Origin of the sequence: Micromonospora gifhornensis, from assembly GCF_016863515.1 — a bacterium.
Classification (GTDB): Bacteria; Actinomycetota; Actinomycetes; order Mycobacteriales; family Micromonosporaceae; genus Micromonospora; species Micromonospora gifhornensis.
Window position 1 is genome coordinate 1 of sequence record NZ_BOPA01000039.1, and the last position, 22,735, is coordinate 22,735.

Annotated in this window: 22 protein-coding genes; 9 read left to right on the forward strand and 13 right to left on the reverse strand. The window is 70.4% G+C overall.

Translation table 11 applies throughout. From position 1 onward, the window contains the following. Positions 1 to 114: 114 nt before the first annotated feature. Entirely contained in the window at positions 115 to 1,692 is a 1,578-nt protein-coding gene (locus Vgi01_RS24920) for a DUF4139 domain-containing protein (RefSeq protein ID WP_204292667.1), read from the forward strand. Between the two features lie 46 nt (positions 1,693 to 1,738). Here the strand turns inward: Vgi01_RS24920 and Vgi01_RS24925 are convergent, their stop codons facing one another. Beyond that, entirely contained in the window at positions 1,739 to 2,044 is a 306-nt protein-coding gene (locus Vgi01_RS24925; protein WP_102660793.1) for a hypothetical protein, read from the reverse strand. A 257-nt stretch (positions 2,045 to 2,301) separates the two neighbouring features. Here Vgi01_RS24925 and Vgi01_RS24930 point away from each other — a divergent pair, with 257 nt between their 5' ends. Further along, positions 2,302 to 3,177 (forward strand): alpha/beta fold hydrolase, encoded by an 876-nt coding sequence (locus tag Vgi01_RS24930; protein WP_204292668.1) that lies wholly within the window; start codon positions 2,302 to 2,304, stop codon positions 3,175 to 3,177. Between the two features lie 107 nt (positions 3,178 to 3,284). Here the strand turns inward: Vgi01_RS24930 and Vgi01_RS24935 are convergent, their stop codons facing one another. From Vgi01_RS24935 to Vgi01_RS24955, 5 genes are all read right to left on the reverse strand, one after another. Further along, positions 3,285 to 4,469 carry a serine hydrolase domain-containing protein gene (locus Vgi01_RS24935; protein WP_239089140.1) on the reverse strand — a complete coding sequence of 395 codons (1,185 nt, stop codon included), beginning with the start codon at positions 4,467 to 4,469 and terminating at the stop codon, positions 3,285 to 3,287. A gap of 77 nt (positions 4,470 to 4,546) precedes the next feature. Continuing rightward, positions 4,547 to 7,072 carry an FtsX-like permease family protein gene (locus Vgi01_RS24940; RefSeq protein ID WP_102660790.1) on the reverse strand — a complete coding sequence of 842 codons (2,526 nt, stop codon included), beginning with the start codon at positions 7,070 to 7,072 and terminating at the stop codon, positions 4,547 to 4,549. Between the two features lie 3 nt (positions 7,073 to 7,075). Beyond that, positions 7,076 to 7,849: an ABC transporter ATP-binding protein gene (locus Vgi01_RS24945; protein ID WP_204292670.1), complete on the reverse strand. Its 774-nt coding sequence runs from the start codon at positions 7,847 to 7,849 to the stop codon at positions 7,076 to 7,078. A gap of 111 nt (positions 7,850 to 7,960) precedes the next feature. Continuing rightward, positions 7,961 to 8,620 (reverse strand): response regulator, encoded by a 660-nt coding sequence (locus Vgi01_RS24950; RefSeq protein WP_102660788.1) that lies wholly within the window; start codon positions 8,618 to 8,620, stop codon positions 7,961 to 7,963. After that, positions 8,608 to 9,909 carry a sensor histidine kinase gene (locus Vgi01_RS24955; RefSeq protein WP_102660787.1) on the reverse strand — a complete coding sequence of 434 codons (1,302 nt, stop codon included), beginning with the start codon at positions 9,907 to 9,909 and terminating at the stop codon, positions 8,608 to 8,610. Before Vgi01_RS24955 ends, Vgi01_RS24950 begins: the two co-directional genes overlap by 13 nt. Positions 9,910 to 10,047: 138 nt before the next feature. On the opposite strand from Vgi01_RS24955, the gene Vgi01_RS24960 reads away from it, so the two are divergent. Together Vgi01_RS24960 and Vgi01_RS24965 are read left to right on the forward strand one after the other, a co-directional pair. Continuing rightward, entirely contained in the window at positions 10,048 to 10,305 is a 258-nt protein-coding gene (locus tag Vgi01_RS24960; RefSeq protein WP_239089141.1) for a hypothetical protein, read from the forward strand. Between the two features lie 129 nt (positions 10,306 to 10,434). Then, positions 10,435 to 10,884, forward strand: a complete 450-nt coding sequence (locus Vgi01_RS24965) for an SCP2 sterol-binding domain-containing protein (protein WP_204292671.1) — start codon at positions 10,435 to 10,437, stop codon at positions 10,882 to 10,884. A 52-nt stretch (positions 10,885 to 10,936) separates the two neighbouring features. On the opposite strand, the gene Vgi01_RS24970 is transcribed toward Vgi01_RS24965, so the two are convergent. Beyond that, complete coding sequence (locus Vgi01_RS24970; RefSeq protein ID WP_204292672.1) at positions 10,937 to 11,869, reverse strand: hypothetical protein; 933 nt, start codon at positions 11,867 to 11,869, stop codon at positions 10,937 to 10,939. Positions 11,870 to 12,154: 285 nt separating this feature from the next. On the opposite strand from Vgi01_RS24970, the gene Vgi01_RS24975 reads away from it, so the two are divergent. Together Vgi01_RS24975 and Vgi01_RS24980 are read left to right on the forward strand one after the other, a co-directional pair. Then, complete coding sequence (locus tag Vgi01_RS24975) at positions 12,155 to 12,862, forward strand: DUF4386 domain-containing protein (protein WP_204292673.1); 708 nt, start codon at positions 12,155 to 12,157, stop codon at positions 12,860 to 12,862. Between the two features lie 59 nt (positions 12,863 to 12,921). Continuing rightward, positions 12,922 to 13,173: a GNAT family protein gene (locus tag Vgi01_RS24980; RefSeq protein WP_204292674.1), complete on the forward strand. Its 252-nt coding sequence runs from the start codon at positions 12,922 to 12,924 to the stop codon at positions 13,171 to 13,173. On the opposite strand, the gene Vgi01_RS24985 is transcribed toward Vgi01_RS24980, so the two are convergent. After that, positions 13,165 to 13,749, reverse strand: a complete 585-nt coding sequence (locus tag Vgi01_RS24985; RefSeq protein ID WP_102660783.1) for a TetR/AcrR family transcriptional regulator — start codon at positions 13,747 to 13,749, stop codon at positions 13,165 to 13,167. The genes Vgi01_RS24980 and Vgi01_RS24985 overlap by 9 nt on opposite strands. A gap of 279 nt (positions 13,750 to 14,028) precedes the next feature. Between Vgi01_RS24985 and Vgi01_RS24990 the strand changes: the two genes are divergently transcribed. After that, entirely contained in the window at positions 14,029 to 15,447 is a 1,419-nt protein-coding gene (locus Vgi01_RS24990) for an MBL fold metallo-hydrolase (RefSeq protein WP_204292675.1), read from the forward strand. A 174-nt stretch (positions 15,448 to 15,621) separates the two neighbouring features. Here Vgi01_RS24990 and Vgi01_RS24995 read toward each other — a convergent pair whose 3' ends face one another. Together Vgi01_RS24995 and Vgi01_RS25000 are read right to left on the reverse strand one after the other, a co-directional pair. Further along, the gene (locus tag Vgi01_RS24995) at positions 15,622 to 16,854 is read right to left on the reverse strand and encodes a cellulose binding domain-containing protein (protein ID WP_204292676.1); all 1,233 of its coding nucleotides are present in this window, start codon (positions 16,852 to 16,854) and stop codon (positions 15,622 to 15,624) included. A gap of 191 nt (positions 16,855 to 17,045) precedes the next feature. After that, positions 17,046 to 18,056, reverse strand: a complete 1,011-nt coding sequence (locus Vgi01_RS25000) for a PaaX family transcriptional regulator (RefSeq protein WP_239089142.1) — start codon at positions 18,054 to 18,056, stop codon at positions 17,046 to 17,048. A gap of 180 nt (positions 18,057 to 18,236) precedes the next feature. Here Vgi01_RS25000 and Vgi01_RS25005 point away from each other — a divergent pair, with 180 nt between their 5' ends. Next, positions 18,237 to 18,767, forward strand: a complete 531-nt coding sequence (locus Vgi01_RS25005; RefSeq protein WP_102655759.1) for a cupin domain-containing protein — start codon at positions 18,237 to 18,239, stop codon at positions 18,765 to 18,767. Between the two features lie 79 nt (positions 18,768 to 18,846). On the opposite strand, the gene Vgi01_RS25010 is transcribed toward Vgi01_RS25005, so the two are convergent. Both Vgi01_RS25010 and Vgi01_RS25015 read right to left on the reverse strand, forming a co-directional pair. Beyond that, the gene (locus tag Vgi01_RS25010; RefSeq protein WP_102655872.1) at positions 18,847 to 20,238 is read right to left on the reverse strand and encodes a DEAD/DEAH box helicase; all 1,392 of its coding nucleotides are present in this window, start codon (positions 20,236 to 20,238) and stop codon (positions 18,847 to 18,849) included. Positions 20,239 to 20,419: 181 nt separating this feature from the next. Then, entirely contained in the window at positions 20,420 to 20,638 is a 219-nt protein-coding gene (locus Vgi01_RS25015) for a hypothetical protein (RefSeq protein WP_102655760.1), read from the reverse strand. Positions 20,639 to 21,092: 454 nt separating this feature from the next. Here Vgi01_RS25015 and Vgi01_RS25020 point away from each other — a divergent pair, with 454 nt between their 5' ends. Beyond that, complete coding sequence (locus Vgi01_RS25020; protein ID WP_308441814.1) at positions 21,093 to 22,067, forward strand: trypsin-like serine peptidase; 975 nt, start codon at positions 21,093 to 21,095, stop codon at positions 22,065 to 22,067. 83 nt (positions 22,068 to 22,150) lie between these two features. Here the strand turns inward: Vgi01_RS25020 and Vgi01_RS25025 are convergent, their stop codons facing one another. Beyond that, positions 22,151 to 22,735: a hypothetical protein gene (locus tag Vgi01_RS25025; RefSeq protein ID WP_204292677.1), complete on the reverse strand. Its 585-nt coding sequence runs from the start codon at positions 22,733 to 22,735 to the stop codon at positions 22,151 to 22,153.

Here is a 22,735-nt window from a genome sequence, read left to right on the forward strand (position 1 = left end):
CTAGACGGTGTTCGAATCGGTCGGGTGCGACAGCAGCACAGGCGCGGCGCACTCGGCCGTTCACGCCGTCGGGGTGCCCCGCGAGCCGAGTGCGCCTGGACTACTCTCGCCGTCGTGGACACTGCGGAGATCGATGCACCGGTCGTCGGCGTCACCGTCTATCCGGACCGGGCGCGGGTCACCCGCCGCGGCGTCACCCGGTTGACCGCCGGCCGACACCGGGTACGCATCGCGCCGCTGCCGCTCGGGCTGCGCCGGGACTCGGTCCGGGTCGGCGGCCGAGGTCCGGCCACTGTGCTCGGCGTGGACGTGACCACCTGGCGGCAGGCCCGCAGCACCGACACGCAGGTGGTCGGGTTGGAGCAGCGTCGCCGCGAGATAGCCGACGAACTCGCCGAAGTGGACGACGCGGACGGGATCGAGGAGCAGCGCGGGCAGTTCCTCGCCCGGTTGGCCGAGCGGGCCGGTGGCACGTACGCCCGCGCCCTGGCCGCCGGTGACGCGGCGCCCAGCGACGTGGCCACCTTCACCGACGCGGTGGCCGCGCAGCTCGCCGACTCCCGGACCCGCCGCCGCGGGCTGGCCCGTCGGCGCACCGAGTTGGCGGAGGAGTTGGCCGCGGTCGGGCGCGATCTCGATGCGGCGCAGGGCAAACGGGAGCCGGATCGGTTGGCCGTCGAGGTGATCCTGGCGGCGGAGGTCGACGACACCGACGTCGAACTGGAGCTGACCTACCTCGTGGACGAGGCCCGGTGGCAGCCCTCCTACGATCTGCGGCTGGTCGACGACACCATGACCGTGACCTGGTTCGGGGCGGTCAGCCAGAGCACGGGGGAGGACTGGCCGGAGTGTGAACTCCAGCTCTCCACCGCCCGACCGGCGGCGACGACAGGCGTACCCGAGCTGTCGCCGTGGTATCTCGACCGGGTGCGACAGGTGTCGCCGGTCGCGATGGCGGCGGGCATGCCGATGATGATGCCGCCGCCGTCCGGGCCGGCACCGGCCGGCGGCGTTCCGGTCCGTGCCGCGGCGCGTGCGAAGCTCCAGGAGAGCGTCGCCGAGGTGGAGCAGGGGATCAGCGCGGCCACCTACCGGCCGGCCCGGCCCGTGGCGGTGCCGGCCGACGGCAGCGCGCACCGGGCCACCATCGCCGTGCTGGAGCTGCCGACCCGGCTGGACCACGTCACCGTGCCGGTGCGGGTCGCCGACGCCCATCTGCGCGCCACCGTCCGCAACACCTCCGAGCACACACTGCTGCCCGGACCGGCCGCGGTGTTCCACGACGCCGACTTCGTCGCATCCACCAGGCTGCCGACGTGGGCACCGGGTGAGGAGACCGAGGTGGCGCTCGGCGTGGACGACCGGCTGCGCGTGGAGCGCAAGCTGCACCGGCGCACCGAGACCAGGGCCACCCTCGGTTCGACCCGGCGACGGGAGGTGGAATACCTGATCACCGTCGCCAACCACACGCCCCGACCGGCGACCGTCGAGGTGCGCGACCAGCTCCCGGTCTCACGCGACGAGGGGGTGGTGGTACGGGAGACGACAGTCGTGCCGCCGCCGGTCGAGCGTACCGAGATGGGCGAGCTGACCTGGCGGCTGTCGCTCGCACCCGGCGACAGCGGCGAGATCGCGCTCGGTTTCCGGGTCGAGCTGGCCAAGGGCGTCGAGCTGAACGGCTGGCGCGAGTAGCCGTCAGCGCGACTGCCCACGAGCCTCGGCGGATGGCCGGGACGGCTCAGATGTCACCGAAGCCGTACGAGCCGACCACCGTGGCCTGCTCGAACTGGGGTGGGGCGGCGCAGCGCGAACGGATGCCCTCCTGGAAGCGCTGGAAGGCGGCCGTGTCGGTCAGCGCCGTCGAGCCTTCCTCGGCCACCAGCACGTGCATGAACTCGGTGCCGTCACCCAGGCGGAACGTCGCGTAGTGCAGCCCGGCCGGCCGGGCCTGCGCCAACTCGGCGAAGACGTCCTCGACCAGCTTGGCGTTCTCGTCGGTGACCTCTGGCCGGGTGGTGTAACGGATGACAGTGGTCTGGCGCATCGTCGTCCCTTCAGCGGCTGAAAGGCAAACGATCGCCCACCGCCGTCGGATGCGCATCTTCGGTCTTGCTCCCCGACAGCACCGGCACCGGACGATCCACCGGGCCTGATCCTGTCGAGACGACCGGCGGTGTCGGTTCGGGTCCGGCACGATGGGCTGGTCAGCGAGGTGGCATGCCGCCGCGCGGGCGACGTGCCGGTGGTCGTCACGCGCAGGAGATGGCGGTCGACCTCGCCCGAAATGGGGGAGCGGACATCATGCGGAGCAGCCAGAAGGTCCGGCACCTCCAGGCCGACGTCGACGGCCTGGAGGTGTTCTACCGCGAGGCCGGGCGTCCCGGCCAGCCGACGGTCCTGCTGCTGCACGGATTTCCCAGCTCATCGCACACGTTCCGCGAGGTCATGCCCGTACTCGCCGACGTCGCACAGGTGATCGCGCCGGACCTGCCCGGCTTCGGCATGTCGTCGTCGCCGACCGTCGGCGACTACGACTACACCTTCGACAACCTGTCGCGGACGATCGAGCACCTGCTCGACCAGTTGGGCGTCGAGCGCTTCTTCGTCTACCTGCACGACTTCGGCGCACCGGTCGGCTACCACCTGGCCACCCGCGACCCCGCCCGCATCCGTGGCCTCATCGTGCAGAACGGCAACGCACACTCCGACGGCCTGGGGGAGCAGTGGGACAGCGCCCGGGCGTACTGGGCCGACCCGACCGACGACCGGCGCGCCGCACTGCCGGACTGGTTGAACTTCGCGGGCACCCGCGACCAGTACCTCGCCGGCCTGCCCGAACATCTGCGAATCCTGCACGCACCCGAGTCGTGGCACCTCGACTGGGCGCGGATGAGCCGACCCGGCACCATCGACGCGCAGTTCGCGCTCTTCACCGACTACGCCAACCACGTCGCCCGCTTCGCCGAGATCGCCGAATACCACCGCGCTCACCAGCCGCCGGCGCTGGTGCTGTGGGGCCGGCACGATCCGTACTTCGACGTCGAGGAGGTCCTCGCCTACCACCGGGCCCTCGACCGCATGGACGCGCACCTCTACGACGGCGGACACCTGCTGCTGGAGACCCATGCGATCGAGTGCGCCGACCTGATGCGCACGTTCGTGCTCGACAACAGCTGAGCCGCCCGTCGGGCCCTTAGCGGCAGGACGTGATCAAGGCGGTCCTGCACCCGTGACGGGAGCAGCCGCCCCGGCGGAACCCGCAGGGGCGGCTGATCGGCGTACGGCTACCGGCCGGCGCACAACGCGGCGTCGAAGGCGTCGAGCACCCGGAAGACACCGTCGGCCACCGGGCTGGAATCGGCGGTCACCACGAGGGTCACCGCGCGACCGTCCGCGGTGATCGCAGCCCGGCTGGAGTACCCGTCGATGTCACCGCCGTGCCCCCACGCCCGACCGCCGCAGCTCAGGTCGAGCCCGACGGTGCCCAGCCCGTAGTGCCACACCAGGTCGGGCAGGGCCTCGCCGCCCGGATAGAACGGGTTGCTGGCCCGCATCTGCGCCAGCGTCGCCGGCCTGATCAGCTTGCCGGTCTGCAACGCCACCAGGAACCGGTTGAGGTCACTCGGCGTGGAGATCATCTGTCCGGCAGCCCCGCCGATCGAGGGATCGAGCCGGGTGATCTCGGTCCACTTCCCGGTCTCCGGGTGGGGGAGGTAACCGTTCGCGTGCGGCTTGCGGATGCCCTGGTCGCCGACGCCCGGCCAGTAGGTCTTCCGCAATCCGACCCGGTCGATGATCCGGTTGGTGATCACCTCGCTGATCGGTCGTCCGGTCACCTTCTGCACGAGCAGGCCGGCCAGGATGAAGTTGGTGTTGCTGTAGTGCATCGTGGTGCCCGGCACCGGGCTCGTCGGCTCCTTCGCGAAGGCCGAGTCGAGCAGGTCGCGTGCTTCGAAGTACCTGTCGCGCCACTGGAAGACGTGCGGCAGGTCGTAGTCCGGCAGGCCGCTTGTCTGCTCCAGCACGTGCCGCACGGTGATGTTCCGCCCGTCGAAGCCCTTGCCGCGCACCAGACCCGGCAGGTACGTCTCGATCGGCTCGTCGAGGCTGACCTCGCCGTCGTCGACGAGTTGCAGGACGGCGACAGCGGTGAACATCTTGGTGTTGCTCGCCATGCGGATGTACCCGTCGGTGGGGACCTTCGCCCGGGTCCGCAGGTCGGCGACGCCGGCGGTGTAGTTGGTGACGCGACCGTTGCGGTCCCGTACCGACGCGAGCGCCCCCGGCGCGACCCCGGCCCGCACCAACTCGTTCAGGCTGGTCTGGACGGTGTCCTTCGGCGGCTTGGCGGCCGCCGGATCAGCGAGCCGTACGCCGACGGCGGCGAACCCGACCACCGCGACGGCAGTCAGCACCGCCGTCACCCGCCGACCGGTGCGGATCCCCGTGAATTTCCCGATGGTGTGCACAGAACCTCCCCTTGACTCGGCGGTTCGCATACGACCTGCAGCGATCCGTGAAAATGACGAACCGTCCCGACCCGCGTTCACTCCTTCACCCCGATGCCGTCGACCGGTGGGGTGCGCAGGAGCGCGCCGATGGGCAGCACGGTGGTGGCCAGCGCGAGCAGCGCGGTGCCGCCGATGATCGATATCCAGCCGGCGGTCGGGACGTACGGCACAGGCTGGCCGGTAAGCGTCCGGACCACCGATACCAACGTGATCGCGGCGATCGCGCCGCCGACCAGCAGAGACGTGCCGAGCAGACCGACCTGTTCGGCGTGCACCATCCGCTTGACCTGACGCCGGGTCACCCCGACCAGGCGGAGCAGGGCCAGTTCGCGGCCCCTGGCCAGCGCCGCCATGACCATCGTGTTGGCCGCCGCCAACGCCGCGTAGCCGACCATGACGCCGATGAGCAGCTTGTTCAACCAGGCGCTGAGCGCCAGATCCTTCGCCAGCTCGCCGTTCATCGCCGCCGTGTCGATCAGGGCACTGCCCGGGTGCCGGTCGACCAGGTCGGTGAGGGCGGCGCCACCGTCCTCGGTGCGGATCAGGACCTGGTCGTCGAGGTTTGTCGCGGTGTGGCCGTCGACCGTCTCCCGGTTGAGGGTCACGTCACCGAAGCCGAGCCCTCGTTCGTAGAGGGCGACGACCCGCAGCGTCACGGGCGTGCCGTCGCCCAGCCACATCGCCACCTGGTCGCCGAGCTTCACCCCCTGCGAGGACGCCTGCAGGGTCGACAACGCCACGGTGGCGCCACGCAGGTCGGCTAGCCTTCCCTCGGTGACCTTGAGATCGAGGGTCCGGTCGGCGCTGTCGGGGTCGACGGCCTGCGCGCCGACGTCCTGCGGCTCACCCATCACCCGGGTGATCACCGAGGTACGTCGGATCCCGGTCGCGGCGACCACCCCGGGCACCGCGCGGGCGTCCGCGACGGCGCTCTCCGGCAGCCCGGCCGGCGACAGCAACGCGTGCTGGGCCAGCAACCCGTCGCGGGTCTGCTCGACCGTCTGCCGTTGCAGGTTGTCCTGGAGGAACCAGACCGAGCCGCCGAAGCCCACCGACAGCACCAGCGCGGTCAACACCGTCACCATGCCCTGCGCGTTGGCCCGCAGGTTCGCCGCGGCCAGGTATCCGCTGTCGCCCCAGACGGCCCGCAGCACCGGGCCGAGTGCCCGCGCGGCGTACCTGTTGATCCACGGGGCGAGCAGGGCGGCGGCGAGCACGAAGACGTACAGCATGCCGAGCGCCGCGCCGAGTGCGGCCGGGCCCCGCGCCGCCGTGGTGACCATGGTGAGCGAAACGCCGGCGCCGAGCGTGACCAGCCCGATCACCAGCCGGGTCCGGCTGCTGCGTGGCGGCTCCACGGCCACCTCGCCGAGCGCCTCGGTCGGCCGGATGCGGACCGTGCGAGCGGCGGCGATCAGTGCCGCCGTCACCGCCACCAGCAGCGTCACGGCGGTCACCGCCACGGCGGAGAGCACGCCTCCGCTGAGCGGGAAACCGTCCGGGACGAACCCCCGCGCGATCAACTGCCGGTGCACCCAGCCGGTCACGAACAGCCCGGCTGGGATGCCCACCACGACCGCGACGAGGCTCACCTGCACGACCTCGGCGAGGAGCAGCCACCGGACCTGGCCGGGCGTCGCCGCGACGGCCCGCAACAGGGCGAGGTCGCGGCGGCGGTGGCGGACCGCCAGCCCGACGGTGCCGGCGACGACGAACACGACGAGCGCCACCACATAACCGCCGAACGCCGCGCCGACCTGGATCAGCAGGTCACGCGCCGCGAGGGCCTCGGACTGCGCAGACGTCGCGCGGTCGGCGCCGGTGTACACCTTCGCCCCGGCCTCGGCGGACAGTCGGCGGACCTCGGCCAGCACGGCGGAGGTGTCCGCGTCGGACGCCAGCACGATCCCGATCGCGTCGGCCCGCCCCGGGCGCGGGTTCAGCGCGGCGGCGTGGTGGTCGGTGAAGAAGAGGGCCGCCGGCCAGTCACCGTCGACGGCACGTTCCACCACACCACTGACCGTGTACGTGCGGTATGCGCCGCCGACCAGGACCGGAATCCGGTAGCCGGGGCGTACCTCGTCCTCGGTGGCCTCGGCGAGCCGCCGGTCGACGGCGACCTCGCCGTCGGCGTTCGGCTGGCGGCCGTCGACGATCCGGTACGGCGTGAGCGCGGCGCTGCTCCAACCGTGGGCGAGGGTGTGCGGCGTCGCCGCGATCGGTACCACCGCCCGGATCGATCGGTCGACGGCGACGATCGTGATTCCGGGTACCTGCCGGAGCTGTGCGGCCAGGTCGGCCGGAACGGTCCCGCCTTCGGGCAGCGGCACCGTCGTCGTGGTGGTCGTACCGTCGAACTCTTTGCCGGTGATCGTGATGGCGTGGTTCGCGACGACGATGTCGGCGGCGGCGTACCGCTGGGGGGCGGGCTTGTAGCGCAGCCCGGACTCGACAAGCAGACCCACCGACATCAGGATCATGACGCCGCAGGCGAGGGCGACGAGGGTGGCGATCGCGCTTCCGATCCGGTGCCGCAGCATCCGCAGAGCCAGTCCCAGCATGGTTCAGCTCCCCTGCGCGACGAGCTGACGACGCCCGAGCAGCGCCAGGTGCTCGGCGATCCGCTCCGCACCCGGCTGCGGCATGTCCTGCACGATCCGGCCGTCCGCGAGGACCATCACCCGGTCGGCGTACGAGGCGGCCACCGGGTCGTGGGTCACCATGATCACTGTCTGTCGCGTCTGGTCGACCACCGATCGCAGCAGGGCCAGCACCTCGGCGGCGGTCTGGGTGTCCAGCGCACCGGTCGGCTCGTCACAGAAGATCACCTCGGGGCGCATCGCCAGGGCCCGGGCGATCGCCACCCGCTGCTGCTGCCCGCCGGACAGCTCGGCCGGCCGGTGGTGCAGCCGATCGGTGAGCCCGACCCGGTCGATCACCTGCCCGAGCCAGTCGGGGTCGGGACGCGCGCCGGACAGTCGCAACGGCAGGTGGATGTTCTCCTCGACGGTCAACGCCCCGATCAGGTTGAAGGCCTGGAAGACGAAGCCGATCCGGCTGCGCCGCAGCTTGGTCAGCTTCGTCTCCGACAGCCGCGACAACTCCTGGTCACCGATCCACACCTGACCGGAGGTGGGCCGGTCCAGGCCGGCCGCGGTCTGCAGCAGGGTGCTCTTGCCGGAACCCGACGGCCCCATCACCGCGGTGAAGGTGCCGCAGTGAAACTCCACGTCGATGCCGGCGAGCGCGGTGACCGCCTGCGGGCCGGTGCCGTAGACGCGGGTGAGTTGTCCGACGCGGACCGCTGTTTCGGCGGATCCTCCAACGATGGCGGGCATGAATGTCTGCCTCTCCGTGATCTCGGCAAAATCGAGTGCACGGAAAAGCTATGGCGATACCGGTTTACGGACGATCTAGCGTACGGGCCGATCGAGGTACAGCAGGCTGTACTAATTGCGGCCCTGGGTGTCCTTGAGATAACGCAGCACCGCGGCCACCCGACGGTCGGCACGGTCGTCCGGGGCGAGGCCGAGCTTGGCGAAGATGTTGCGGATGTGCTTGTGCACGGCCCCTTCGGTGACGAACAACCGCTCCGCGATCGCGGTGTTGCCGAGCCCCTCGGCCATCAGCGCGAGCACGTCGCGTTCACGTGCGCTCAGCAGCCCCAGTGTGCTGTCCGGGCGGCTGCGGGCGAACAGCTGGCTGACCACCTCGGGATCGATCGCGGTGCCGCCCTGCGCGACGCGGTGCAGCGCGCTGAGGAACTCCTCGACCCGGCCGACCCGTTCCTTGAGCAGGTAGCCGAGCCGTACCGCCCCCTCGGCCAGCAGGTCGGTGGCGAACGCCTGCTCGACGTACGCCGAGAGGACAAGCACCGCGAGGCCGGGATGGCGGCGGCGGGCCTCGACTGCGGCCACGATGCCCTCGTCGGTGTGCGTGGGCGGCATCCGGACGTCGACGATCGCCACGTCCGGCCGGAAGGTGTCCACTGCGGACAGGAACGTGGTCGGCGAGTCGGTGGTGGCGACCACGTCGAGCGATTCGGCCCGCAGCAGCAGCGCCAGCCCCTCACGCAGCAGGGCGTCGTCCTCGGCGATCACGATCCGCACGTCAACTCCACGAATATCGTCGTCGGCCCACCGGGTGGGCTGGTCAGGGTGAACCGGCCGTCATGGGCCTCGACCCGCCGCCGGATGCCGCCGATGCCCGAGCCACGTCGCTCGTCGGCACCGCCGTGGCCGTCGTCGGTGACCGACAGGTACAGCCGGTCGGCGTCGCGCCGGACGGTGACCGCCGCGCTGCCGGCACCGCTGTGCCGGGCGACGTTTGTCAGCGCCTCCGCCACCACGAAGTACGCCGTCGCCTCCACCGACGCGGCGCAGCGGCCCGGCACGTCGACCTCCACCGTGCACGGCACACCACAGCCGGCGGCCAGACCGTGCAGCGCTCCGGCGAGCCCACGGTCGTCGAGCACCGGCGGCAGGATGCCCCGCACCACCGCCCGCAGCTCCGCGAGCGCCGACTCGGCCGCGTCCTGCGCCCGCTCCAGCACCTGCGCGGCCTGCGCCGGATCACGCGCCAGGGCCCGCCGGGCGGCACCGAGCAACACGGTGACCGCTACCAGCCGGTTCTGCGCCCCGTCGTGCAGGGAACGCTCGATGCGGCGCAACTCGACCGCGTGCGCGTCCAACGCCGCCGCGCGGGTGGCGGTCAGTTCCGCGATCCGCAGCGAGGCGTCGACGTCGCGCGGCGGCGCCAGCAACAGTCGTCCCGGCAGCGCCTGAAGGCGGGCCATTCGAGGGCCGAGCGCGATGGCCACGGCGAGCCAACCGACGCCGATCATCGCGACCACCAGTGCGTCGGGCAGCCCGTCGATGCGCCACATGACGATGCCCGGACCACCGTCCTCGGGCGGCAGCAACCAGAAGTAGAGCGGGAACAGCAGGTACTGCACGGCGGACAGCGGCAGCGACAGCCCGAGCACGCCCAGCACGAACCCGGCCGTGCCGTGTATCGCCACGAAGGCGCACTCGCGCCGTACCCACGGGTCGCGCAGGGCGTCGCCCAGGCCGACCGGGACCGGTGGCGGGGCGGGCAGCTGGAACCCCCACCGGGACAGCCGGGCCCGTTCCCGCTCGGCAACCGACCGCACCGCCTTCAACGCGGACGGGACGACCACCAGACCGATGCCGACCACGCTCGCGATCGCCACCACGAACAGCAGCAGGAACGCCACCAGCGCCAGGATCGCCGTACCGAGACCGCCGACGAGGTGTTCCAGAGCGTCGACGGTGATCCGTACGCGTTCGTGCAGGTACCGCCGTACCGCGTGGTCGCGATCCGCCTCGGTCCCGTCGCGTGACCCCCCGGAATCCCCACCCGCGTCTGCGCCCGCCATGCCCACCTCCCCGGCAGAGACGATAGGCGACCGCCCCCGACGCCGGCCCGCGGCGGCGGAAAAGGTACAGCCTGCTGTACCTGGATCGGGTCGCTGACTGGATCGTCGACCGCCGGCCGGCTGCCTAGCGTTGTCGTCATGGTCAACCACGACACGCAGGGAGCAGCCATGATCGACCAGCACCGTCACGCCTCCGCCGGTACCGCCGCCACGCCTGACAACGACGCCCGTAACCTGCTCCGCCCGGTGCTGTGGCTGCTGCTGATCCTCAGCGCCGCCGCCAACATCACCATGTCGGTGGTCGGCGCGTACGCGATCGGTTCCGGATTCGGGCTGATCACCGTGGCCTGTGCGGTGACGCTCGTCGTGCACCACTACCGCCACCGTCGCGCCTAGCCGCGAGCCGGGGCCTGCGTCCAGGGCCGGCGTTCGAGGGCGGGCAGAGCTTGGCAGCCTGGAAGATGCCGTGTCCGGCGCGCCACCGCGACGATGAAATGACCAGCCCGCCGGCCCTGAAGGAGTCCGATGTCCATCCACGACGTACGAGTCGACGTCATGGAGCCGGTCGAGTTCGCCCGGCTGGTCAAGCGCACCCCGGTCGAGGAACTACGCCAGGTTCTCCACGGTGCACGGCGTACCGAGATTCTCGACCATCTGATCGGCGGAATGCCCGCCGCGTTCCGTCCGGAGGTCGCCGGTCGTACCCGGGCGGTGGTGCACTGGCGCATCGGTGACCGGCTCGACGGCGGAGTCGACAAGTACGAGATGGTCATCGCCGACGGGGTCTGCACCCTGTCGCCGCGCGCCGACGGCACGCCGCAGCTGACCCTGGACCTCGCCGCCGCGGACTTCGTCCGCCTGGTCACCGGAAACGCCCGCGCCGTCATGTTGGTGATGAAGGGCAAGCTGCAGACCCGCGGCGACCTCGCGTTGACCGCCCGGTTCCCGAAGCTGTTCGCCGCCCCCCGGCCCTGAGCGGGCGAGGTCCGACCGCGCCCGGACCTCGCCCGTCACCGGGTACCGACGGTCAGCGGTACGGCATCATCGGGAACCAGCCCACACCGAACATCGCGGGGACTCGCAGATCCCAGTAGACGACGGTGAAGACACCAAGCATGAGCATCAGCCCGCCGGTCACCACGGCGCTGCGCGACGGATCGGACGCCCACTGCAGGAAACGACCGCGGGTGACGAGCACGATGATGGCGAACAGCACCGCCACGATCAGGATGTTGCCCAGCGACTGGAGGACGAACGCCATAGCCCCGTTGAGCGGGTTCCCGGTGTCCACGGCCCAGTGGAACAGCTTGTTGAACAGCGGGTACGGCCGGCCGATGAGGAAGCCGCCGATGAGGGCGCCGATGGTGACCACCCGGGCCACCGGGCGACGGGCGAACACGTCGGGCAGGATGCCGAGGGCGGCCAGGCCGAGATAGGCCAACGCCAGCCCGATGAGGCCGAACACCATGGACGACTGGATGAGCCGGACCGGCATCTCGCCGACCATCTCGGTCGACAACTGCGGCAGCCGGTCACCGAGCATCACTCCGACCGCCCCGTACACCGCGGAGACGGCCACCATGCCGACGGTCATCCAGCCGACCGGGCGCAGCAGCGCGGCGACGGTGTGCCGGGCGATCCCGGTGCGTTCCGTGCTGGCCTGGGTCAGCGGGCCGACCGACGCCATCATGGCGATGTTGCAGGCGGTGAAGGTGCCCGCCAGCCCGGAGACGAAGGCGAAGATCAGCCCGGCGGCTGTCCCGGCGATGGGTGTCTCCTTGGCGTCGTGGCCGAGCGCCGCGTTGGCCAGGGTGTCGCCGATGACCGAGTCGACGAGTTCGAACGACCACACGACAGCCAGCAGGATTCCGCCGAGGATGGCGATCACGGTGGCCCGTACCGGTGGCCGGGGTTTCGTCGCATCTATCGATAGCGTCTCGCGGCTGTCAAGGTGGGCCATCTCGACCGTCCTTCCGTCGTGCTCAATTCGGGGGTGTGCGGCCCGGTCGCTGCCGTGCTCGCGCAGATAGCATCGAAGGTTCGTCAGTGGATGACGTCTCGTATCGTGCGGACTTCGGCATTGATCAGCGGCAACGTCCGCCGTTCGGCGGCACTGTGCCGGTTTTCGGGAGAACTGTCGTCCTCGCAGGATCGTCCGAGTGGCCGATTCGCCGTCGCACCGGCGCACAGCAGGGTTGCGGTATGACCGCCGTCTGTTGAGTGGCCGCGCCGAAGAGGAGTGCCGATGGACGCATTGCGAAGGACCTCACTGGCCGCTGGCGGGCTCTATGTGCTCACCTTCGTCTCGATTCCGACCGTCGCGCTCTACGGGCCGGCACGCGACCCGGATTTCGTCCTCGGCACCGGGTCCGAAACCTCGGTCCTCGTCGGCGCTGTCCTCGAGGTGATCGTCGCGCTCGCCTGCATCGGCACCGCCGTGGTGCTGTACCCGGTGGTGAAGCGGCAGGGCCCCACCCGGGCGCTGGGCTTCGTCAGCGTCCGGATCCTCGAAGCCGCCTGCATCTTCATCGGTGTCGCGAGCCTGCTGACGATCGTGGCGCTGCGGCGGCAGGAAGTCGGCGCGGAGGCGGCGGTCACCGGCCAGATGCTTGTCGCCTCCTACGACTCGGTCTTCCTGGTCAGCCAGAGCCTCATCCCGGCGGCGAACGCGTTGTTGCTGGGCACGCTGTTGTACCAGGCACGCCTCGTGCCGCGGGTTCTTCCGGTGCTCGGCCTCGTCGGTGCGCCGCTGCTCGTCGTCTCGGACCTGTGTGTGTTGTTCGGTCTCTGGGACCGGCTGTCCCCGGTGACGGCGATCGGGGCGCTGCCCATCGCCGTCTGGGAGTTCTCGCTGGGTGTCTACCTGATCGTCCGGGGCTTCCGGCCGTCCCCTGTCACGGCGGGACTGCTCGCCACCGGCACGCCTGTCCGGGACACCGAGCCCGCGACGTAACTCGTACAACGGCGTACGGTTTATCTCGAACATGAATGTTCGAGACGGAGGTGCGCCGCATGACCGTCGACAAGCTCCTGCGCCGTTGGCCCGCAGCCCTCGGCGCGCTGGTCGCGGTCGGTACGGTGCTCGGCGTCGAGCATGGCGGCCAGATCGCCTCCGTCGTGGCGGCGTCCGGGTTCGTCTACATCGCCGCAGTGGCGCTCGGGCGTCCCGGCGCGGCCTGGCCCGCCTTCGGTGTCACATTCGTGCTCGTCGGGCCGACCACCTGGACGTGCTGGTCGGGGTGGGTCTGCTCGTGGTCACCCTGACGAGGTGACGGCGAGCGCCGCCAGCACGGTGTCGCGTACCAGCCGGGTGGCGTCCTCGGCCGGCACGTCGCCCCGGTGCACCGCGGCGGATGCCCCGTGCAACACCGCCTGGACGGTGGTGAGCTGCCACGACAGCGGCATGTCCCGGCGGAACACGCCCTCGTCCCGGCCACGTGCGACCAGAGCGCGCATCCGGCGAGCCGGCTCCTCGTGCACGCGCCGCATCTCCTCCGGCGTCAGCGCATCGCTCGCCGCGACCACGATCGCCCCGAACCGGTACGTCAGCTGCCAGGTCGCCGCCAGCAGGCGGGCCATCGCGTCCCGGGCGTCACCGTCGAGATCGACAGCGGTCAGGGCCTGGTCGGTGCTGGCGATCACCCGGCGGCTGACCGCCTCGACCAACGCCGCACGGGACGGGAAGTGACCGTAGAGCGTCACCCGGCCCACGCCCGCCGCCCTCGCGATCTCGTTGACACTCACCGCCGGATCGGTGGCGAGCAGGGCGGTGGCGGCCTCAAGGATCGACTCGACGTTGCGGCGCGCGTCCGCGCGCCGGGCCGTCCCGTCGATCGCCATCCCGCTCACCCTGCTTCTCGAACAACGGTGTACGCCTTTCAGTCTAGGGCGGACCGATCGGACAGGTGGCGCTCGATTCACGAACTCGCCCTCAGTAAGGGCCTGGTGGTCGCTGTCGGAGATGTCCGTAGAAAGGACTGAAAGGCTGCTTCTGTCGCCGGTGTCATGGCCCGTTGGCGCGTGCCGAGGGCAGGGCCGGGTAGTCACCTCATGCGGAGAGGTCTCCATGCCCACGACATTCCCCCTGGCATACGTGGCACATGGGAAGGGAGAACGGTAATGGCAGTGGACGTGTACGTCATCGCGACATCGTCACTCGGCGACCGCAGCTACCTGGCCTCGGACGGGCAACAGGCGGTGGTGGTCGACCCGCAGCGCGACATCGACCGGGTGCTGTACCTGGCCGGCGAGAAGGGGGTGCGGATCACCCACGTGCTGGAGACGCACGTCCACAACGACTACGTCTCCGGCGGCCTGGAACTCGCCCGGATGACCGGGGCGCAGTACCTGGTCGCCGCGGCCGACGAGGTCGACTTCGCGCGAACTCCGGTCTCCGACGGCGAGGTGGTGCCGGTGTCGGACCAGCTGCGGCTGCGGGTGGTCGCCACTGCGGGCCACACCTTCCACCACCTGTCGTACGTCCTGGACGAGGCCACCGGCGGCGACTGGCGGCCGGTGGGCGTCTTCACCGGCGGATCGCTGCTGTTCGGTACGACCGGACGCACCGATCTGCTCGGCAAGCAGTACGCCCAGGACCTGGCCCACCAGCAGTACGCCTCGGCGAAGCGGCTGGCCGAGCTGCTGCCCGACGGGGTGCAGGTGTGGCCGACGCACGGCTTCGGCAGCTTCTGTTCGGCCAGTCAGGCCGACGCCCCCGACTCGACAATCGGCCGGGAGAAGCAGGTGAACCCGGTGCTGCGCCTGGCGGCGGACGAGTTCGTCGACCAGACCCTCGCCGGCCTCGACGCCTACCCGGCGTACTACGCCCATATGGGCGTGGCGAACCTCGCCGGACCGGCCCCGGTGGACCTCACCCCGGTGAGCAGGGCGGACGCCGCCGAGTTGGGCAGGCGCATCGCCGCCGGCGAGTGGGTCGTGGACCTGCGGCACCGCAAGGCGTACGCCGCCGCCCACCTGGCCGGCACGGTCAGCCTCGGGCTCGACGGTCCGATGTCGACCTGGCTGGGTTGGCTGATCGACTGGGGCAAGCCGGTGACCCTGCTCGCCGAGAGCCCGGAGCAGATCGCGCACGCCCAGCGGGAACTGGTACGCATCGGTATCGACCGGCCGGCGGCACAGGCCACCGGCGAGGCCGAGCGGTGGGCGGCGGATCCCGGGCAGCTGCGGGAACTGAAGATGGCCGACTTCCCGGCCCTCGCCGCCGCACGTGCCGGGCGACTCCCGGCTGGTCTTCCCGCCCCGGACGTGCTTCTCGACGTGCGGATGACAAACGAGTGGCGCGGCGGCCACGTGGACGGTGCCGTGCACGTACCGCTTCCGGACCTGCCCGAGCGGCTCGCCGAGGTGCCCGCCGGCACCGTCTGGGTGCACTGTGGCTCCGGCTACCGCGCCGCCGCCGCCGCGTCGCTGCTGGTCAACGCGGGCCGCGAGGTCGTCGTCATCAACGACAAGTTCGACCGGGCCGAGGCGGCGGGCCTCGCCATGGTCGCGCCGACGACGCCGACCGGCGGTCGATGACCGAAGCGGCACGCCGGGATCGAATGTCTCGTTCCGGCTGCCCGCCTGCCTGCCGCGGGGTCAATCAACCAGCGGCGTCCCAACCTGAGTCCGGCCTCGTGGCGCGGAACACGCTCGAACGGGCCGGTGCCGTGGCATCGGCCCGTTCGAGGCCGTGATTGGTTACCGGTGCCCTCAGCTGCCGCTACAGACGGCGGCGGTTCCGCTACCGGTTCCGGTGCCCTGGAAACCGAAACTGGTGGTCTGACCGGCGCCCACCTGTCCGTTGTAGTGCTCGTTCCTCACGGTGATGATGCCGCTGCTGCCGGTGGACACGCCGTTCCAGATGTTGCTGACCGACACGCCGCTCGGCAGGTTCAGGGTGACTGTCCAGCCGTTGAGGGAGGTGCTTCCCGCGGTGACGTTGACGTTGGCGACGAAGCCGCCGTTCCACTGGTCCTGCACGGTGAAGACCGCCGTGCAGCCGCTTCCGCCGGGCGGCGGGCTGGCGGGCGGTGGCGTGGTCGGCGGTGGGCTGGTGGGCGGTGGGGTGGTGGGCGGTGGGGTGGTGGGCGGCGGGTCGCCGTCGAGCGTCAGGTTCTTCTGCTGGACGGTCCACTGCGTACGGCACAGGCCACAGTTGGGGCCGACGAAGTTGGCCCCGGCGGCGGTGTCGCCCTTGAGCCGCCACTTGAAGTAGAGCGTCGCCACCCGACCGAACTCCCCGCCGTTGGGCTGGTCGTAGGTGGCGCCGTGCCCGACGTTGAGGTTGCCCATGAAGGCGGGCAGCCCGGCCGGCAGCTTGCCCCAGTCGTCCATCGCGTTGGGGTAGGCGATGTCGCTGGGTCCGCCGATGAAGTAGGCGATCGGCTTGGTCAGCCGCCTGAGCTGGTAGTCGTCGGCGTCGTTCAACAGGCCGCTGTTGAAGATGCCGATCGTGGTGATGCGGGGGTCGTTGGAGACGGCGTACGCCTCCACTCCGCCGCAGGAGAAGCCGGCAACAGCGATCTTGGTGGTGTCGAGCTTGTTGTAGTACTTGCTGCCTTGCCGGGAGTTCTCCGCCACGGCCCAGTCGATGGTCTGGGTCAGCATCTGGGCGTTTGTGGAGCCGCCGCCGTTCGGCGCCCCGTTGGCCACGGCGAGGAAGCCGTGGGAGGCGATCTCACGCAGGAAGTTGTGCTGCGAGAGGCCGTTGCCCGAACAGGCGCCGTTGCCCCAGGCGAGGATGGGCAGCCGCTCGGACGGGAGGTTCTGCGGCCGGTAGATGGTGTGGTTGGCCAGGCTGGGCGAGGTCTCGTAGTCGGCCGGGTACGGGCCGGAGCCGCCGACCGCGGCACTTGCCGGACTCACGCTGATCGCCATGATCACAGAGGTGACCGGGACGACGAGGGCGACGAGTCCGGCGTAGACCTTCGATCTTCTTTTCATGCACCCTCCAGGGGATGTCAATGGTGGCACTCCCTGCGGTGGCGGTGGCCGCTGTCCAGCCGTGCCCTGACCAAGGTCGGCACCGGCCGCGAGTCGATGTGGCTGCCCTGACCGCCCGGCTGCGGTCCCCACAGGCGACTGAGAAGGGGGAGCGGTGTGTGCAGTAACTATTACCAGCACAACGAAAAGTGTCAATGTGAGGAACGATCCGGGCCGGCCTGCGACGGCGGGCCGGTCGACGTCGCGCGGACCGGCTCCGGTCGCGCGGGGTCGCTCGACGCGCGGAAGTGCGTGACCCACGAAACGGCGTCCGGCCAGTACGGCGTTACCACCTCGACGAGGCGGGCCTGCGCCAGCGCACCGAGCGCGGTGTGAATGTCCAGGAAGGTGTCACGGGCCTGCTGACGCGGCCACGGCTGCGGGAGAAGATGCTGCGGCAGATCGGGATCGGAGTCCGCGAACTTGCGCCAGGAGTCCATGGCGGACGTCCGGGCCACCAGCGCTGCGACCGGGTCCACCTTTCCGTTGCGGGCGGCTTCCCGCAGGTCGGCGTACCGCTTGACGAACCGGGAGTACCCGGCAGCCAGAGTGGCCAGGTCGTACGCGCTCGCGGGTCCGTGCGGTCCGGACTCCTCGTCGAACCGGACGTGCATGACCGACCACCGGGCATCCTCGACGTGCTGCAACAACTCGTCCAACGCCTGACGCACCACAGCGGCGTCGGAGCCCGGCCGGATCCACACGCTGTCGTACAGGCCCGCGAAGCGCAGCGCGTTCAACGACCTGCGTACGGCGTGACGCAACGCCTGACCGGAACTCGGAATCGAGAACGACACGAGCACCCAGGCGCCGGTCCACTGCGGGGGACGGGCACCGAAGTTCAGGAAGTGCTGCATCCGCGCGCGATGCTTGGCTATCGCCTGCGGCGTCAGGTGGTAGACCGGCGGCCGCGCATCCCCACGCCTGGCGATCAACCCGCGCTTGACCAGGCGCGACAGCGCGGCCCGGGCGCTGGATTCGCTGATCCCGAACTCCCGCAGCATGGCGATGACCGCGGTCGACGGCAGATCGGCGTCCGACGAGTCGAGATACTCGCCGAGCAGGGTCACCAGCAGGTGTTGCGGGCTGGACCCGGCCTGGGCCCGGGGTAATCGGACGGTATCGACTGATTCTTCGGCGTACACCTCCTCAGGGTGCCGCACCGGGTCGCCCACCGTGCCGTCGGGCGGTCGCCCGACCGCCCTCGGGGCTGTCCGAAAAGGAGTGAAGCTCGCCACTCAAGGTTCAAGCTTGAACTTATCCGTCTAAGCTTCAAGCTTGAACCTATCGAAGCGAGTGAAGCGGACTACCGCTGAGTGCCGACGGAAAGAGTGGTGACAGGGATGGACAAGCAGCTGCCCCCCAAGGACGACCCGATCTGGACCGCCGCGAGAGGCTTCGTGACGCGTGACGACGAAGGCGTCCTCAAATTGGTCAACGGCGGGCAGGAGGCGGCCCGCGTGAAGGTCACCGGCGACCAGACCGACGGCCAGCTCAGTCTCCTGGCGTTCGATGTCGCACCCGGGTTCGGGAACCGGGCACACGCCCACGGGGCCGAGAGCGAGGCCTTCTACGTGGCATCGGGTGAATTCCGTTTCCTCAACGGCAACCGCACCTTCGAAGCCGGTCCGGGCGACTTCATCTATGTCCCGAAGAACACCCGCCACGGCTTCAAGAACCTGAGCAGCGAGATCGGCAAGCTTCTGGTCTTCTACAGCCCGGCGGGAGCGGAGCAGTTCTTCCTCAAGTACGGTGACGACCCCGACCCGGCCGGGAACCCGCCGCCGGCGTGGACCCCGGAGAAGTTCGCCGAGATCGCGGGCGCCCTCGACGCCCACCACATGATCATGTTGCCGGACGAGGACTGGGGCTAGGCCCCGGGTCGACGTCCGGTCAACCGCCCCGGCGAGGCGCCGGATTCGTGGGGGTGAACCCGGGTGGTGTCCGAGCTGGTCAGCGCCCGCCGCGGCGGGCGCTGGGCCGGGCCCGGGCGGAGAAGGCGGCCACACCACCGCGTGCCGGTGCGGATCGCGTCGACGATGCCGCTGCCGTGGCCGGCTTGCCGCTGCGTCGGCCCCGGCCGCCGTTGGCGGGCGGCGCGTCGTGCCGAACGTCGGCTGCCGGGGTCACCGGCCGGGGGACGAGGGTCCGTTCTCCCGGGGCGAGTTCCCGCAGCAGCGCGTCACCGGGGCGCAGTCGGGTCGTGGTGGCGGTGATGCCGGCCTTGCGGGTCAGTTCCCGCACCTCCGGCACCTGTCCGTCGGTCATCAGCGTGACCACGGTCCCGGCCGCGCCGGCCCGGGCGGTACGGCCAGAGCGGTGCAGGTACGCCTTGTGCTCCACCGGCGGGTCGGCGTGCACGACGAGCGCCACGTCGTCGACGTGGATGCCACGGGCGGCGATGTCGGTGGCGACAAGGGTCTGCACCTGGCCGTCGGCGAACGCCTGAAGGTTCCTGGTGCGCGCACCCTGGGCCAGGTTGCCGTGCAGTTCGACGGCGGTCACCCCGGCGGCGACAAGCCGGCGGGCGAGCGTCTTCGCGCCCCGCTTGGTGCGGGTGAACACCACTGTGCGACCCGGTGCGGCGGTCAGTTCGACAAGCACCTCGAACCGGTCCGAGGGCTCGACGTGCAGCACGTGGTGCGCCATCGCGGTGACCGGCGACAACCCCGAGTCGACGCTGTGCACGGCCGGATCGGTGAGGAACCGGCGTACCAGGACGTCGACGCCGGCGTCCAGGGTCGCGGAGAACAGCAGGCGTTGCCCGCCGCGCGGGGTCTGCTCCAGCAGCCGTCGTACGGTGGGCAGGAACCCGAGGTCGGCCATGTGGTCGGCCTCGTCCAGGACGGTGATCTCGACGGCGTCGAGGTGGGCGGCGCCGGTCCCGACATGGTCGGCCAGCCGGCCCGGGCAGGCCACCAGCACGTCGACACCGGCGCGGAGGCCGGCGATCTGCGGTCGCGCGGCGACGCCACCGAAGATGGTCATCGTGCGCAGCGACAGGGCCTGCGCCAGGGGCGCCATCACACTGTCGATCTGGGTCGCCAGCTCACGCGTGGGGACGAGGATCAGCGCGCGGGGGCGTCCCGCCCGCCGTGGCGTCCTGGAGGCGGCCAGGCGGGTCAGCACCGCCAGCACGAAGGCGTAGGTCTTGCCCGAACCGGTGCGTCCCCGGCCGAGCACGTCCCGTCCGGCGAGCGCGTCGGGCAGCGTCGCGGCCTGGATGGGGAACGGCCGGTCCACGCCGCTCGTGGCCAGCACGCGGTTGAGCGCGTCGGGCACGCCGAGCTCGGCGAAGGTGGGCGCAGGTGATGAGGTGGTCTGGTGTGGGCGGCGTGCCGCCATGAAGGCTCCGAACGTCGAAGGGACGTCCCGCCCGGCGCTGACCATCCGGCCGCGGCGCGTGGCGTGGGACATCGAACCCGGCCGCCATGGTGGGCGGGCCGTGCTGTCAGTCTACTCGACGTCGCCGCCGGGCCTCGCCGCCCGCGCACAAGCGGTGAGCGAGGCCCGTGTCGACGGCCGATCAGGTGCTAACCACCTGCCAACGGCTCTGTTCGTCCATCCACGCTCGGGCCAGGATCTCCGCGGACTGTCGGCCGGGGCACTGGTGGATCTTCGACCGGCCGGCTTCGCCGCCGGCTCGGGCCTCCACCTCCCACGACTCACCGTCAGTACGGATGTACACGTCGCGACGCCCCCGCACGGTGCGGTTGCCGTTCCACCAGTGGCGTTCGGTTTTCACCCCTCGACCGTATAGCACAACTTCCGAGGATGGAATGTTGGCGATCTTGGTAAGCGAGGGCACACGCACAGCGACCACCGCAGGCAGGCGGGCCTGGGTGGGCAACCGGGCACGAAGGGATCATCCCTCGCATGCCGCCCGCCGGCACGGTCCGGGCGCGGTAGTGGCGATTCCCTCAATTAGCTTGAGTCGCAATTGCCGACTGCGGTTCGTCAATTACGTCGAAGCTGTGACAGTGCTGAGTCAGATCGCGATTTGCAAAGTTGATTGTGGTGATCGAATGCTGTCCCGTGAGGGCGAAAGGTGTTTGCTGGCGCGTCCGGAACCCGTCAGTTCCCGTTCATTGCGATCTATACACATCGATCAATATGCTTTCCGTGTTCCCGATTGGGAGCCCAAAGGACGAGGGAGGTCCTCTTTGAAATCCACCCTGCGCTGGTCCGCGATCGCGGGAATGTCGATCGCGTTGGTCCTGGGGGGCGCACCGGCCGTCAGTGCAAGTCCCACCACCACCCAGAGCAACGGCAACACCAGCACCGTCGCCCGTACCCTCGACGGTCGGGCGATCACCAACGACAGGATCGCCAAGGAGGTCGCGGAGTTCTGGACGCCGGAGCGGATGGCCTCGGCCGTCGACCTGACCTTCGCCCGACCCGGCGGCGGCGCGGTCGAGTCACCGGCTCTCGCACCGAAGCCCACCGGGCCGGCGGGCGCGGTGGCACCCATGGCGCCGAGGATCGCCGGCACTGACGACGTCCGGACGATGGTCAACGAGTCGCTTGCCGTCGGGAAGGTCTACTTCACCGTCCCCGGCGGTGGCACCGCCTCCTGCTCGGCCAGCACCGTCGCCAGCGGCAAGCGGCGGCTGGTGATGACCGCGGGGCACTGCGTGCACGGCGGCCGGGGTGGCCAGTGGTACAGCAACTGGCAGTTCGTCCCGCGCTACCGCAACGGCGCCCGTCCGTTCGGCACCTTCGTGGCCTCCAGCCTCAACACCCGTAGCGCGTGGATCAACAACAGCAGCTACGCCGAGGACATGGGCATCGCCGTCATGAACAACGGCGGCTCCTACGGGCTCAAGGTCGTCGACACCGTCGGTGCTCACGGCCTGCGCTGGAACTACGGCTACACCGTCTCGGTGACCGCGCTCGGCTACCCGTCCAACCTCGGCGGCGGCGAGAGCCAGTACTACTGCCAGGGCACCACCTGGAACCCCGGCGGTCAGCAGATCCGGATGTGGTGCAACATGACCTACGGTTCCAGCGGCGGACCCTGGCTCCAGGAATACAACGACAGCACCGGGTACGGATTCATCAACAGCGTCGTGAGTCACGGTGACAACCCGGGCAACGGCCAGTTCGACGGCCCCTACTTCGACGACGACATCAAGAGCCTCTACGACTTCGCCGAAAGCATTTCTCCGGCGTAGGGGCACCTGAAATCATCGGCCCCGGCCAACTGGCCGGGGCCGATGAGTGTCGATTACCGCGAAGTGGCGTCACCGAATGGGGGTCACAGCCCCGCCGCGGCGTCGTACCGGCGGCGCAGGTCGACCATTTCCGAGGGGCTCAGCGCCTCCCTCTGCGCCGGCTCCGCGTACTTCGGCGGGAACATCTGCCGCAGCCGGTCGATGAAGATGACGTCCTCGGTCGCCTCCACCACCTGGACGCCCGGCGGGTCGGTCGAGAAGTCCATGATCACTGGACCGGCCAGTTTGACCGCCCAGTCCCAGGTGCGCTTCTGCTCGGCGACCCCGCAGAGATGGAAACCGTAGACCGTCTGCACGTCGGCGAGCTTGCTCGCCTCGGACGGCTCGTACCCGTAGACGTGCACCCCGCAGATCACCGCCGGCTTCGTCTCCTCGCCGTTGGCCACCTGCTCGAGGTTGTGCCCCGCGTGGTTGTGCTGCGCCGGGTCGGCCTGTTCGAGGAAGGTCCGCATCCGGGTCATGATCTGCCCCTGCAGATCCGTCGGCTCCGCCGGCGAGCCGGCCGTCCTGACCACGACGGCCGCGCCGGCCGACACCGCCACCAGGATTGCCGCCACCCACACGTAACGGTGTCGATACCACCCCGCGAAACTTGCTCGGGAAACCAT